This is a genomic window from Mariniflexile sp. (assembly GCF_052728615.1).
The window spans coordinates 46,625-60,414 of record NZ_JBFVFE010000025.1 but is presented as its reverse complement, the minus strand read 5'-3'; the positions used below and the strand labels follow the sequence as shown (position 1 = coordinate 60,414).

The 13,790-nt window shown below is 36.9% G+C and carries 11 protein-coding genes; 4 read left to right on the top strand and 7 right to left on the bottom strand.

The window, feature by feature from the left end; genetic code table 11:
• Positions 1 to 127 precede the first annotated feature (127 nt).
• Positions 128 to 1,354 carry a serpin family protein gene (locus ACU1LP_RS10995; RefSeq protein WP_445734470.1) on the bottom strand — a complete coding sequence of 409 codons (1,227 nt, stop codon included), beginning with the start codon at positions 1,352 to 1,354 and terminating at the stop codon, positions 128 to 130.
• A gap of 132 nt (positions 1,355 to 1,486) precedes the next feature.
• On the opposite strand from ACU1LP_RS10995, the gene ACU1LP_RS10990 reads away from it, so the two are divergent.
• Complete coding sequence (locus ACU1LP_RS10990; RefSeq protein WP_445734469.1) at positions 1,487 to 1,735, top strand: hypothetical protein; 249 nt, start codon at positions 1,487 to 1,489, stop codon at positions 1,733 to 1,735.
• 130 nt (positions 1,736 to 1,865) lie between these two features.
• On the opposite strand, the gene ACU1LP_RS10985 is transcribed toward ACU1LP_RS10990, so the two are convergent.
• Positions 1,866 to 3,848 carry a protein-disulfide reductase DsbD family protein gene (locus ACU1LP_RS10985; RefSeq protein ID WP_445734471.1) on the bottom strand — a complete coding sequence of 661 codons (1,983 nt, stop codon included), beginning with the start codon at positions 3,846 to 3,848 and terminating at the stop codon, positions 1,866 to 1,868.
• 283 nt (positions 3,849 to 4,131) lie between these two features.
• Here ACU1LP_RS10985 and ACU1LP_RS10980 point away from each other — a divergent pair, with 283 nt between their 5' ends.
• Together ACU1LP_RS10980 and ACU1LP_RS10975 are read left to right on the top strand one after the other, a co-directional pair.
• The gene (locus ACU1LP_RS10980; RefSeq protein ID WP_445736275.1) at positions 4,132 to 4,950 is read left to right on the top strand and encodes a sulfite exporter TauE/SafE family protein; all 819 of its coding nucleotides are present in this window, start codon (positions 4,132 to 4,134) and stop codon (positions 4,948 to 4,950) included.
• A gap of 67 nt (positions 4,951 to 5,017) precedes the next feature.
• Complete coding sequence (locus ACU1LP_RS10975; protein ID WP_445734467.1) at positions 5,018 to 5,419, top strand: DUF4870 domain-containing protein; 402 nt, start codon at positions 5,018 to 5,020, stop codon at positions 5,417 to 5,419.
• A 946-nt stretch (positions 5,420 to 6,365) separates the two neighbouring features.
• Here the strand turns inward: ACU1LP_RS10975 and ACU1LP_RS10970 are convergent.
• The 5 genes from ACU1LP_RS10970 to ACU1LP_RS10950 form a co-directional block, all read right to left on the bottom strand.
• Positions 6,366 to 7,682 (bottom strand): hypothetical protein, encoded by a 1,317-nt coding sequence (locus tag ACU1LP_RS10970; protein WP_445736274.1) that lies wholly within the window; start codon positions 7,680 to 7,682, stop codon positions 6,366 to 6,368.
• Positions 7,683 to 7,697: 15 nt separating this feature from the next.
• Positions 7,698 to 8,228: an outer membrane beta-barrel protein gene (locus ACU1LP_RS10965; RefSeq protein ID WP_445736273.1), complete on the bottom strand. Its 531-nt coding sequence runs from the start codon at positions 8,226 to 8,228 to the stop codon at positions 7,698 to 7,700.
• 618 nt (positions 8,229 to 8,846) lie between these two features.
• Entirely contained in the window at positions 8,847 to 10,676 is a 1,830-nt protein-coding gene (locus ACU1LP_RS10960) for a GNAT family N-acyltransferase (protein WP_445736272.1), read from the bottom strand.
• A gap of 22 nt (positions 10,677 to 10,698) precedes the next feature.
• A complete protein-coding gene (locus tag ACU1LP_RS10955) occupies positions 10,699 to 11,949 on the bottom strand; it encodes an aspartate kinase (protein ID WP_445736271.1) in 1,251 nt (416 codons plus the stop codon).
• Between the two features lie 110 nt (positions 11,950 to 12,059).
• Entirely contained in the window at positions 12,060 to 12,545 is a 486-nt protein-coding gene (locus ACU1LP_RS10950) for a GNAT family N-acetyltransferase (RefSeq protein WP_445736270.1), read from the bottom strand.
• Between the two features lie 119 nt (positions 12,546 to 12,664).
• Between ACU1LP_RS10950 and fbp the strand changes: the two genes are divergently transcribed.
• Positions 12,665 to 13,681 carry a class 1 fructose-bisphosphatase gene (gene fbp, locus ACU1LP_RS10945; RefSeq protein ID WP_445736269.1) on the top strand — a complete coding sequence of 339 codons (1,017 nt, stop codon included), beginning with the start codon at positions 12,665 to 12,667 and terminating at the stop codon, positions 13,679 to 13,681.
• The last annotated feature ends 109 nt before the right edge of the window (positions 13,682 to 13,790 follow it).

The following is a 13,790-nucleotide window of genomic DNA, read 5'->3' as shown; positions in this document are numbered from 1 at the left end:
GCAGACCTTCTACCATTTGACATGCTAATATACTGTTTTTACTAATAATGACAAAGTTTTTAAAAGCGTTTGCCCTGTCGATAAAATCAAAGCAGAATTTTGTTAATTGAATTTTTCAATGGCAGTTTTATTTCTCGTATTCAGGAGCGCCTACTTTACCCATAAAACAAATAGAGCCTGTTTCTTTTTCGGTGATGGCAAATAGAAAAGGACGGTTCAATAAAAATGGTTGTGGTCCACCAGCAGAAGTAGTTTCAATACCTACAATTGTTACGGCAGCAGCTTCCGTGCCTTTTTCATTAACATCTATAAAGGTTTTTTGCAATACAAACGAGATTTGTGTATTCATATCACTTAGACCACTAAAATTTGCGTTTTCGGTAAAGGCTATACCTAAACCTAAGTTGGTAAGTGCTTTATTAAATGTTTTCTCGTATGAAAAAGTAAACTTAGGCATGGTAATTTTTATATTTTTATCAAAATAGTTGTTCTGCCAATCCGTCCAGTTTTCTATGTTCATTATTGCCACAATATCATTTACCGTTTTATCGGTATGTGGTAGCATCAGGGTCATGGTGTATCTGTCGTTTTTATAAGGAAGCACTACTGAAGAAAATACCGTGTTTGAAAAGTATTTTAAATTTTGTTCCATAGCCATCATAGGAATTTGTTTTACTGAGCCATTATCAAGTTGAAAAGGGAGTTGCTTGGTATCCTCCGGTTTAAAACGAAACTTCCAATCGCTTTTAAAATAAAGAGCGTTAATGGCGTAAAGTACAGCGCTTGGTAAAATTTCATTTAAAACTTCCGGAATCTTTCCGTTGGTTTTATTGGATACCCAATTGTTTATGGTTTCCAAGGTTTTTGGGTCGCTAAAATCTTTGTTTTGTACTTCTGCAAAGTAATATTTTCTATTCGCTTCTAAGAACGTTTCCTTCACGGGAAAAGTGTTTTTTACCCAAAGCGAATTAGCAATTTCAAAAGTGGTCCCAGAAGTTGTGCGTGTTAGGTTATCTATAATATTCTGGTTAACCAAATTGGTTTCTTCCAATGTGGTATTGCCGTAGCTAAACACATTGGCAAAAGCCTGTTGGGTTTCTGCAGCGGCACCATTATAAACCATACCCAAAGCCAATGAAGCACTTACGGGAGAAACCATAAAATTATTTTCGGTTTCGGTTTGGGCAATTTCCTTAAACAACGAAAAAGCAAAATTGTTGTTTGCTGCAACCATTTGTTGTCCTTTGGCAATGGAATCGAACGGTTTTAACGGTGCGTCTTCCACTGTGCTACAAGCTTGAAAAGTAATTGCGCATATAAAAATGGCTAGGAAGAACGTGTTTGCTAATTTCATGACTATACAAATTTTAGTGTTGTTGGTATACTTTAGATGCAAAAAGTAGTAAAAGGTTGCGACTAATCATAAAAAATATCAAGATTAAAAAAATTATACAATTTTCTTAACTTTAGAAATCTAAAAGTTAACATGATGCAGCACAAAACCATTTCACCTGAAGATTACATCCAACAACTTCCAGAAGACCGAAAAGCACCCAGTGAGAAGTTACGGGCAATCATTAAAAAAAACATCCCAACAGGTTTTGAAGAAGGTATGAATTACAATATGATTGGGTTTTATGTGCCTCATTCCATGTATCCAAACGGGTATCATTGCGATACTAAGTTGCCATTTATGGATATAGCATCACAAAAAAAACTTTATAGCAGTTTATAATGGGTGTTTATGCTAAAAAGGTACCATACAGTGGATTTATTGCTGAATGCCAAAAACATTGCAAACGCCCACTCAATATGGAAAAAACACGTTCATAATAGGGGTAAACATAAAAAATAAGCCATGTAATTTACTCAAATTTTGAAATACCGGTTTTTAACCAAGTATAGTATTCCTCAACATCTGGGGTGTAGCCTACTGGCTCAATTAAGTTTTGTTCATTGTGGTCCATCAGCACATAGAACGGTTGTGAATTTGTCTTGTATTTTATGGTTTGGAGTTCACTCCATTTTTGACCAATGTACTTTAATTTTTTGCCTGGTTTTAATTTGGATTCTACAACTTCACCGGCTTCCAACGGGCGTTTATCATCTACATATAAGGAGATGAGTACGACATCATTTTTAAGAATGTCCAATATTTTAGGTTTTACCCATACATTTTGTTCCATTTTTCTGCAATTCACACAAGCATGCCCCGTAAAGTCAATCATTACGGGTTTCCCTACTTTTTTGGCATAGGCCAAACCTTTGCCATAATCATTAAATGTCAGAATATTATGGGGAGGCATCAAATGGGCGCCATCTGGGAGGTCGTCATGGTTGCCTCCTTGTACATTGCCTGAACCTAATTGGGTATGTCCTACGCCATAGGGTGATTCGCTATAATGCTGAGGTGGCGGAAAAGCACTGATTAAGTTTAGCGGTGCGCCCCAAAGCCCAGGAACCATATAAATGGTAAAAGACAGTACCAACAACCCAAGACCCAATCTGCCTACTGAGATGTAGGTTACTGGCGAATCGTGCGGTAATCGTATTTTTCCGAAAAGGTAAAATGCCAAGGCACCAAATATGGCAATCCAAATAGAGATGAACACTTCTCGCTCTAACCAATGTAGTTGCAATACCAAATCGGCATTTGATAAAAACTTGAATGCCAGAGCCAGTTCTAAAAACCCCAGAACTACTTTGACGGTATTTAACCATCCCCCAGATTTTGGCAAGGAGTTTAGCCAGCCCGGGAATGCAGCAAATAAAGCAAATGGTAGAGCGATGGCCAATGAAAACCCTAACATACCAATAATTGGGCCTATTTGGTTACCGCCAGCTGCTGCCTCAACAAGTAAAGTTCCAACAATAGGGCCGGTACAAGAAAAAGATACTATGGCCAATGCCAATGCCATAAAGAAAATACCAATCAATCCGCCTCTATCGGCTTGTCTGTCTACCTTGTTTGCCCACGAATGGGGTAGCATAATTTCAAAAGCCCCTAAAAATGAAGCTGCAAACACGAGCAGTAAAATAAAAAACGCAACGTTAAACCAAACATTTGTTGAGAGTGCATTAAGTGCATCTGCACCAAATATCAAGCTAACAAGCGTACCTAGCAACACATAAATAACGATGATTGAGATACCGTAAATTATAGCATTTCTGATGCCCTTGGCTTTATTTTTACTTTGTTTGGTAAAAAAACTAACCGTCATGGGTATCATTGGGAACACGCACGGGGTTAAAAGTGCTGCAAAACCAGAAAGAAAGGCGATAAAAAAGATGCCCCAAAGCCCTTTTTTAGAGCCTGATTCTGGAAATGGACCGGTTTCATTTTCTGGTATGGTCCGGACAGTTTCTTTGGTGTTTGTGCCATCTTCCGTTACCAAAGTATTTGCGGCAAGGTTGAACACCAAATCGACCTCGGTTGGGGGCAAGCATCGGCTATCGTCGCACACCATAAACTCCACGGTACCGTTAACCGCTTTTTTATCTTCTGATACTTCTATGGTTTGTTCAAAAACGGCACTTTTTTCAAAAAACTTGATCATCATTCCAAAAACGGGATCATCAACGGTATGCCCTTCATCTTCTGAGGTATTCCCAATTATTTTAATGGCGCCACCTTCATCATCATAAGTAAATGTTGTTGGAATGGGGCCACCCTCTGGAACGTTTTGAGCGTATAAGTGCCAGCCAGATTCTATAGACGCCTTGGTTATTAACTTGTATTTGGTTTCAGATATTTTCTCAACGGATGTTGACCATTTTACAGGGTCAAGAATTTGCGAAAACATATTGGAACAGTAAACCAACACTAAAATTAAAACTGTTTTCTTCATCATTTTATATTTTTTCAAGTCAATGACCGATAATAAATTGGTAAAGGTCATGACTTTTAACTAGGGTTATTTGTGCGAAACTGGGCTATTTTAAGCCCAAAATCTACCCTAACCTTTTCACGGAACAAAAGTAACAAGAAAGATATTGTTTTTTGTTTTAATGGAACGCCATTTTCGTCTGCCGGCCTTTTTTTAACAATGATTAACTTTTCAAAAGCAAAACAATAACAGTTAAGGCGATAGGGACAATAAGATTAAAATTGGATTTTGCGAAACATTCAAAATGCGCTTCCATAGAAAAAGTTTACTTTTAACCAATCACAAACCAACAACCAATTTGAATTATTCCGAAGTTTTACAATCATTCCATTTATCGGTAGTGCAATGGATAGCCATTTGCTTTACTGTTTTTTTATTGGGCCTTTCGAAATCTGGAATAAAAGGGATAGGCATTATCATTGTTGTGATATTGGCTTTTGTTTTTGGTGAAAAAACATCTACGGGAATCCTGCTCCCTATGTTAATTTTTGCCGATATTTTTGCCGTGATTTATTACAACAAGCACGCACAGTGGCATTACATAAAAAAACTGTTGCCCGCTATGGTATTCGGGGTTTTGGTGGGTGTTTGGGTAGGCAACGATATTTCCGAAATCATATTTAAACGTACTATGGCGGTCATTGTCATTGGGTCTGTGTTGATTATGTTTTTTATGGAAAACCGCAAATCCACAGCCATTCCTACCAACAGATGGTTTTCAAACGCTGCTGGATTCCTTGCTGGGTTTACCACCATGATAGGGAATTTAGCGGGCCCCATTTCCGACATTTATTTTCTTGCCATGCGCTTGCCCAAAAACGAATTTATAGGTACTGCAGCGTGGTTATTCTTCATAATAAACCTCTTTAAATTGCCCTTTCATATTTTTGTTTGGGAAACCGTAAGCGCAGAAACTTTGGTTTTAAATTCGGTTTTAATACCCATGGTTATTCTGGGCTTTTTTTTGGGAGCTTATATGGTTAAGCTCATATCGAATGTAAATTACAGACGTTTTGTGCTCATGGTCACGGCTTTGGGTGGCATCATTATGTTGTTTAGGTAACAATAAGTTTTTATTTTAAATCCATTTTTTTAGTATCTTAGTCTTCTAACTAAAAAAAACAATATATATGTCTGACGAAAAAAATATTAACGATAATCTTAACGATGATGCTAATCAATTTGCCGATCATCGTCAAGACCCTGCTCCGCAGTTTACTGAAAACGCCAAACCCATTTTATACGACGGTAAAAATGTGGCAATCATAGCCCATATTACGCTAATTGGCTGGATAATAGCTTTGTTTATGAACAATAACACTAAAAATGAATTCGCTTCCTTCTACATCAGGCAAATGTTAGGATTGATGATTGTGGCCTTCATTCTGTCTTTTATCCCATTTGTTGGATGGATATTAAACATTATCATGTTAGTGCTTTGGATAATTAGTTTACTCGGAGCATTTGAAGGACAAAAAAAGTTGGTTCCAGTATTGGGCGAATATTTCCAAGACTGGTTTAAATCTTTATAAACTTAAAAGTCGAAATCGATTATATTGTAACCGTTTGCGACCATGCCAACGAAAACTGCCCATACATCATACCAAGCAAAAGCGCCAAACGTTTGCACCATAATTTTTTCGACCCCTCAAAAGTAGTGGACAACGATGCAGAAAAACATGTCGCTTTTTTAAAGGCAAGGGAAGAAATTAAAGGGTATTTTAAGGGGTTTGTTGAGGAATTTAGTCTTGCCCCTAATCTTTTCAAAGTTATTTGGTCGCGATAGCCATCGGGATGGATTTTTTTTTTTTTGAATTTTAATATCTTGTTGGCTCTGCCTCGAGTTAGTTTATTCCTCATTATTCTCTAAAAACTTGCGTTCCAGTTCTGCTTGGAACTCTTCCATAACGGGGCGTACGGTGCTTTCGGGAAGGTCGGCTATTTTAATAGAGACCCTTAACAAACGTTGTCAATGTTACTTTTATATTTTGGTTATAAAGACTTTATATTTTATGACTAAAATTTATGTGGTTTTTTATAAAATTTATCTTCTACAGAGATCCCGAGTTATTGCACGCTGTTAGGTTACGATTACCATTATTAAGTGAAAGAGGTTTTTAGGTAGATGGCGGTTTTTATAAACCTGCCTTTATCATTCTCATTAAAAAGGCAGGCTATAAGTTAAAACCTAAGGATGGTATGCGATTCGGAATGATTACCAAAACTAATCGATATATACATCGTGTTATATGAGAACCCACTAAGGCCCACATCTCCACCTGATTTAAGTAATTGGGTGGTAGATAGCAATTGGCCGTAGGCTGAGTACAATTTAGCAATTGGATAGAAGTTATCAGGGACGACATTGGGATCTTTTAAAGTAATGTGTGCAAAATAAGCGCCTGTTGGATTAGGTGCTATAGTGTAGTATTTGGATGGCGGTGTTGGCGGTGTTGGCGGTGTGGTTGTACCATCGTTCTAAACAAAATATCTCCATGGTCCCCAACCACAGCTATTTTTAACCCGGCATTTAAATTGCAATGGCTTATCTGTGGGATTTGGACCGGTTAGATATATATTAGCCTGCTTACCACTGCGTGTATTACTATTGTATTGACTATTTTCCAAAAAATAAAAATTACCGGAAACCTTTTCCCATTGCCAATCAGAATCCTGTGGCACATAACTGCCAAGAGTTGCAGACAATGAAAACAACAAATAATTATTATTGGCAGCTACGTTCAAATTACATGGTGCACTATCTGTAATGCATGTAAAACCATCTATAGTGGGCATGGTGGAGCCTACAAGAATATTTTTAGTTTTGCTATACGATTGCCCACATCCGTCATAAATAGTGGCCGTGAGCGTAAAAGCACCGCTACCAGTTAGGTTCAAGTTGACGCCCGTGTTAGAACCATTGCTTAAAGTACCTACATTACTGTTAGATAGGCTCCAAGAAACGCTTTGCCCCGGTAAAACTTGTTCTGAACCGAAATTGTAATTATAACTACCACTGCATAGTGTGGAGGCACCAGAAATAGCTGTGATGGTCTGTATAATGTTATATCGTGTAACCGTTGCAGTTTTAGGTGGGTATGGTACCCCGTTTAAGGTAGCTGTCATGGTAACGTTTGAAGGCAATCCAGTACCTGATGCAGGCAATAACTGAATTACATTAGTGGTAGTTGTAAATGTACCACTTACAGGAACTCCATTATATTTCCAACCTGTACCAACATTCCAGCTGTAACTTAAAGTACCAGGAGAGTTGTTTACATTTACCGCTGTAAAAACTCGAGAACCTGCGGAACCACATGCCAAACTTACTGTTGTGGGTTGTAAATTAAACTGTGGTGTTGGCGTTTTAGTAATTGGATAGCTACAACTTGAAGTTTTATTGCCTCCAGAAGTTTCAAATTCTAAATAAATAGAACTACCCGTTTGTTGAACTTGAGATGCAGATATATCACGACTAATAGTTGTTTCATATGATGTACCGTTCCAAAAGGAATCCAAAATGTCTTGAGGTGCACCAATTATTTGAGGATTTGAAGTAGAGTTTAATTTAAACATAACCCTTAACTTACCTGTTCCGCTGGGTAAACTTTGAGGTCTAGAAAGCTTGAAATAAAAAACGAGATTGTTATTTTGAACAGTTCCAAAATCCAGAGTGTTACAATTTAAGACCGTCGTCTGGTTATTCAAATAAACGTTATTGATTGAGGTCGTAATCTGGGCATTTATATTTGCATAAGTTAAATATAATAGAATAAAAAGTAATATTTTTTTCATGATTTATAATTTTAGTTATTTTTCTAAATGAATTTGAAAACCCAATCCTAAACTAAAAATGTTATAGTTTGTCGATGAATCAAGTTTATTTAAGTTATAATTTAATGTCATTTCAAGAGCTACGCTACTGTTAAAAAACACTACTGGACCAGCTCTGAAATCCAACGCCGTACTTTTATCATTAGCTCTATTGTCCCCAAAATAAGAGTAACCAACATGTGATAAAACATTTATTCTATTTTCTGGTTTTAAAAAATAATATCTTATGTATGGACCAATACCATAACTTATTACCGAAATGCCATTTTCAGGTTTATAATATGCAAAAAGAGGAGACATACCCATCGCAAACTTATCTGTAATAAAATAGCCCAAATTTGGTCTTAACTCTAATCCTATTCCATTACTGGTCATATTATCATTTTTAAGTTGAGCACTATAAAAATTTCCGGTTCCCCCAACCATCCAGTTCCCCTTGGTTATTTGGGCATTAGCGGTTAAAAGGGTTGCAAATAGAACTAAGAAAAATAATGTTAATGTTTTCATTTGTTGTTAATATTAAATAGGTTATAAAAGTTGCAATACTATAAACTAAGCATGCGTTTATTTTTAAGCACACTTTGTTACATTAATCAGGTAGCCCAATAAGTTTGTAAAAAACCTATTAAGTTGCCATGGGCGTACTGCACATTAATAACATACACGTTTTTTTGTCTATGCAGTCTATAAAAAATGTCTATAAATTTGGTCTATGGTTGGTCTATTTTTTTTATAATACCGCAGCCTAAACCTGTATTTTTAAGCTACTAAATGTTACTTGGAGAGTAAAATAAAAAACTAGCGCTGGTTAAAAAGCACTCTTTATTGCCCTCAACATCTTTTTTGTATAGACCAAACAAAAAATAGGCTTTTGGACAGTACAAATATCAAAAAAAAAACATAACACACAAGTTTTTCCCACATTTTTTTAAAGATTTTTCGCTTTATGGGATTCCCGTAATTACTTTGAAGAAGAGGATTACTTTTGCCTAAATTGTATTTAATTTTCCATTGCGAGTGTAACAGCATGTTCCGTTATTTTTTCGAGAAAACACTCTGTTTATGTGTGGTTATCATAAACTTTAGAGTAAACATCATGAGATCGCTTCGTTCCCCGCAATGACGTTATTCCTCATTATTCTCTAAAAACTTGCGTTCCAGTTCTGCTTGGAACTCTTCCATAACGGGGCGCACGGTGCTTTCGGGAAGGTCGGAAATTCTGATGTACATCAATCCATCAACCGAGTTGTTGAACAAGGGATCCACATTAAAAGCCACCAATTTGGCATTTTGTTTGATGTACTTTTTAAGCAGTACGGGTAGGCGCAAGGCGCCTGGTTCTATTTCGTCGATAACCTTGTCAAATTTGTTTAAATCGGCTTCGGTTTCATCAAAAACAAAGTCTTTATCGGCATCCTTTAGCTTTACCTTAAATTCTTTTTTAGGGTGCACGTACTGCGCAATATAGGGGTCGTAATAATGCGATTTCATAAACTCGATCATCAACGATTTTGAGAAATTTGAAAACTGGTTACTAATGCTCACGCCACCAATTAAAAACTTATGTTCTGGGTAGCGCAGTGTGGTGTGTACAATGCCTTTCCAAAGTAAAAACAGTGGCATGGGTTTTTGTTGGTATTCTTTAATAATGAAAGCACGCCCCATTTCGATGGACTGGCTCATCATTTTATAAAGCTCGGGTTCAAACCGAAATAAATCCTGCAAATAAAAACCATCGATGCCGTAACGTTCAAAAATTTTAGAGCCTAGGCCCATTCTATAAGCGCCCGCCAACACATTCCGTTCATTGTCCCACAAAAACATGTGGTGGTAATACGTGTCGAAAGCATCCAAATCGATGGCTTCATTGGTGCCTTCGCCAACCTCTCTAAAGGTTATTTCGCGTAAACGCCCAATTTCCCGTAAGATATTAGGTATTTTAGAGGCTTCTGCCAAATACACTTCGTAATTTTTGCTTACCAAGAGACGGGAATCATCCTTAAGTAAAGCCGCAACTTCTGCAATCATTAATTTTGGATCCACCGGTGTGACAATGCGCTTTGGTGTTTTAGGTGTTTTTAAAGTAGATTGGATGTTATCCAATATCTTCGGTTTGTCCTCAAAAGAATTGGATAGCATATAGGTTTTCCGTCTTAAAAATTCCGAAAAATCTTCAAGTGAGGTGTGTTCTTTTTGATCTTCAACCAAAATGGGTTTCCCAATACGAACTTTAATGGTGCGTCGTTTTTGGGTCAATAATTCCGAAGGCAGTTTAGCAGTTCTAAAGGTGTCGCTAATTTTAGAGAGTTTGTAGAACAATCTACTGTTTTTAGCATGAAAATAAATAGGCACTACAGGAACTTCGGCTTTTTTAATCAATTTTATGGCAGCTTCTTCCCATGGTCTGTCAATTACCAATTTCCCGTCTCTATAGGTTGAAACTTCGCCCGCCGGAAAAATACCTAGCGGATGCCCATTGCGCAAGTGCAGTAACGCATTTTTAAATCCTGAAACGCTGGATTTAGCATCCTTTCGGTCTTCAAAAGGATTTACGGGCATAATATAGGGTTTCATGGGGGCAATGCGGTGCAACAAGAAATTAGCGATTATTTTAAAATCGGTGCGTTGTTCCAGCATCAGTTTTAAAAGCAATATGCCATCAATACCACCAAGCGGATGGTTGGATACCGTTATATAAGCACCATCTTTAGGTAAACGTTTTAAATCTTCTTCCGGAATTTCGAATTTAATTTGAAAATCATCTAAAATGGCATCCAAAAAAGGTAGATCGTTAAGATGCTTGTGTCGTTTATATATTTTATTGAGTGTGGAAATTTTAAGCAACTTCATAAGCAACCATCCAATAAACGTTCCAATAAACCCATAGTTATCTATGTTTATTGCTTTGGCTACTTCTTTAGCAGAGACTAATCCGGGATCTTGTTGTTTGGTCATGCCTGTAAATGTACTAAATTGTTTATTTACTTACTACTTGAACCGTTTCTTGTGTTAATTGTTTTAACAACACTGTTTTACCACCTTCAATTTGGTTAATGGCGGCTTGATTGTAATGGCGAATGGTGTAAAGTGATACATTTTCATTACAGGTTACTTTAAATTTCGCTTTTAAATGATGCAATAATTTGTCGAGGTTGTTATACATATTATCAACACATACCGAAAAGCTGATGGCGGAATTTTGAATAAGATCTACCTTCATTTTATATAAATGCAATAAATTGAATATGTCGCTAATGTTTTCTTCAACGATGTATGAAAAATCCAATGATGACAATGAAATTAAAATCTGATTCTTTTTCACTATAAAGCAGGGAACCATAGGGTCCAAGGTACTGTTTTTGCCAATTCTGGTGCCAGCGGCTTGGGGGTTTAGAAACGATTTTACGTATAACGGAATTTCTTTTCCCTGTAAAGGTTGCAAGGTTTTGGGATGGATCACCGAGGCCCCATAAAAGGCTAATTCTATGGCTTCTCTGTAACTTATTTTGTTCAGTAACTGGGTATTTTCAAAATAACGGGGGTCGGCATTTAAAACCCCTGGGACGTCTTTCCAGATGGTGACACTTTCGGCATTTAAGCAATATGCGTAAATAGCTGCCGTATAATCACTTCCTTCCCTGCCCAAAGTGGTTGTGAAGTTATTGGGGTCGCTTCCTAAAAAGCCTTGGGTGATATTCAAAACCGATTTGTTGAAATTGGCGGTTATCAAACGCTGGGTTTCCTCCCAATTTACATTGGCGCGTCGGTAATAATTATCGGTCTTGATCTGTTCGCGAACATCAATCCACTTGTTTTTTAAACCTACAGTATTAAAATATTCGCTTATAATTAGGGTTGAAACCAACTCGCCATAACCAATAACTTGATCGTAAACAAAATTATAATCGGGTGATTTATTGGTTTTAAAAAAACTGTTCAGTTCATCAAAAAGATTGGAAACTTTTTTAAAAACAGCATGGGTTTCATTATCAAACAAATCAAATAAAATCTGATTGTGGTATTTTATAACGTCTTGTAGCGAGCTTTGTAATTCGGCTTTGTTCTCGAAATAATTTTTAATGACAAATTCCAGGGCATTGGTTGTTTTTCCCATGGCAGAAACCACGATCAACGTGTTTTTGTAACCTACTTTCTGTAAAACGGAAGTTATATTTTTTACACCGTCGGCATCCTTTACCGATGCGCCACCAAATTTGAATACTTGCATTTTTGAGTGTTGGGTTATAAGGTTATGGGTTTATGAGGGTATAAGTTTATGGGTTTATCAGATTATTTAGTTATTGGGAAAAACCTAATTGCTTAATAACTCAATAATTTTTAACCTTTTAATTTAGACATATAATTCTTAATGTTTTGTTCGTCCATGTGAACAACGCGCCATTCCTCTTTTATAGCAGCACCTTTTTGTTTGTAAAAATCAATGGCAGGTTGGTTCCAATCAAGCACTTCCCAATTAATGCGTTTAACGCCCAATTGATGCCCATATTTAACGATTTCATCTAAAAGAGCTGTTCCCAATCCGGTGCCTCGCATGGTTTCATTCACTATTAGATCTTCCAAATGAATAGCTTTTCCTTTCCAGGTAGAATAGCGGTTGTAGCCTAAAGCAATGCCTTCTATTTTAGAATCCACTTCGGCCACAAAACAAAAGAAAGCGGGAGGCGATCCGAATCCGTCTTTTTGCAAATCCTCAGCCGAAATAATTACAGCTTCGGGTTCGTTTTCAAAGTGTGCCAACTGGTTTATAAGTGCCAAGACTTGTGGCATGTCCTCTTTTTTTGCTTTTCTAATTGTAAAATCCATAATGTTTTTTAATGAGTTCAAATATAACTTAAAGTTGACTATTTCAAAGATTAATCTTTAGCGAAATCGTTGTAGTTCCTTAAAAATAACGGATATTTGCATTATAAAATATATCATATATGGCTCATAAAAATCAAACGCTGGGAGAATTTATTATTGAAAACCAGTCTTCTTTTAAATATTCTTCTGGCGAGTTATCCAGTCTTTTAAACTCCATTCGTTTAGCCGCTAAAATAGTAAACCATGAAGTAAACAAAGCAGGATTGGTAGATATTATTGGGGCTGCGGGCGACACCAATATACAAGGGGAGGATCAGCAAAAGTTGGATGTTTATGCGAATGAAAAGTTTATACAAACACTTACCAAACGAAATATTGTTTGCGGGATTGCCAGTGAGGAGGAGGACGATTTTATATCTGTTAACAGCATTGATGAAAACCATCAAAATAAATACATCGTTCTAATTGACCCTTTGGATGGCTCCACTAATATTGATGTTAATGTATCGGTGGGGACTATTTTTTCTATATACAGACGTGTAACGCCCATAGGAACGCCGGTTTCCATACAAGATTTTTTGCAAAAAGGAAGTCAACAGGTAGCGGCGGGATATGTGGTGTATGGAACTTCTACCATGATAGTTTACACCACTGGTGATGGGGTTAATGGGTTTACCTTAAATCCTGCAATCGGGTCGTTTTATTTATCGCACCCAAGTATGCAATTTCCTGAGGATGGCACCATTTATTCTGTAAATGAAGGCAATTACATCCATTTCCCGCAAGGCATCAAAAACTATATAAAATACTGTCAAAAAGAAGAAGAAGACCGACCGTACAGGTCTAGATACATTGGTTCTTTAGTGTCCGATTTCCATAGGAACATGATAAAAGGAGGCATTTATATGTATCCTCAAAGTTCTAAAAACCCCAATGGTAAATTGCGTTTGTTATATGAATGTAACCCTATGGCATTTTTAGCCGAACAGGCTTTTGGAAAGGCCAGTGATGGATTTAATAGAATCATGGATATCCAACCAACGGAATTGCACCAACGTGTGCCCTTTATTTGTGGCAGCAAAAACATGGTTGAAAAAGCAGAAGAATTTATGCGGGATGCACAGTTACAGAAATAGTTATGCGAATCAAGGGTTTAAAATATTGTAACTATTAAGCCGAGTGAAAATTGGAGAGCGCGCTTGACTTAGGGGCGTTAGCCCTGTAGTCTTAGTAGCAAAATGAGCC

Excerpts from the sequence above, each read along its gene's own strand:
- ACU1LP_RS10995 (WP_445734470.1), bottom strand. The coding sequence starts at position 1,354 with ATGAAATTAGCAAACACGTTCTTCCTAGCCATTTTTATATGCGCAATT.
- ACU1LP_RS10990 (WP_445734469.1), top strand. The coding sequence starts at position 1,487 with ATGATGCAGCACAAAACCATTTCACCTGAAGATTACATCCAACAACTT.
- ACU1LP_RS10985 (WP_445734471.1), bottom strand. The coding sequence starts at position 3,848 with ATGAAGAAAACAGTTTTAATTTTAGTGTTGGTTTACTGTTCCAATATG.
- ACU1LP_RS10980 (WP_445736275.1), top strand. The coding sequence starts at position 4,132 with ATGCGCTTCCATAGAAAAAGTTTACTTTTAACCAATCACAAACCAACA.
- ACU1LP_RS10975 (WP_445734467.1), top strand. The coding sequence starts at position 5,018 with ATGTCTGACGAAAAAAATATTAACGATAATCTTAACGATGATGCTAAT.
- ACU1LP_RS10970 (WP_445736274.1), bottom strand. The coding sequence starts at position 7,682 with ATGAAAAAAATATTACTTTTTATTCTATTATATTTAACTTATGCAAAT.
- ACU1LP_RS10965 (WP_445736273.1), bottom strand. The coding sequence starts at position 8,228 with ATGAAAACATTAACATTATTTTTCTTAGTTCTATTTGCAACCCTTTTA.
- ACU1LP_RS10960 (WP_445736272.1), bottom strand. The coding sequence starts at position 10,676 with ATGACCAAACAACAAGATCCCGGATTAGTCTCTGCTAAAGAAGTAGCC.
- ACU1LP_RS10955 (WP_445736271.1), bottom strand. The coding sequence starts at position 11,949 with ATGCAAGTATTCAAATTTGGTGGCGCATCGGTAAAGGATGCCGACGGT.
- ACU1LP_RS10950 (WP_445736270.1), bottom strand. The coding sequence starts at position 12,545 with ATGGATTTTACAATTAGAAAAGCAAAAAAAGAGGACATGCCACAAGTC.
- fbp (WP_445736269.1), top strand. The coding sequence starts at position 12,665 with ATGGCTCATAAAAATCAAACGCTGGGAGAATTTATTATTGAAAACCAG.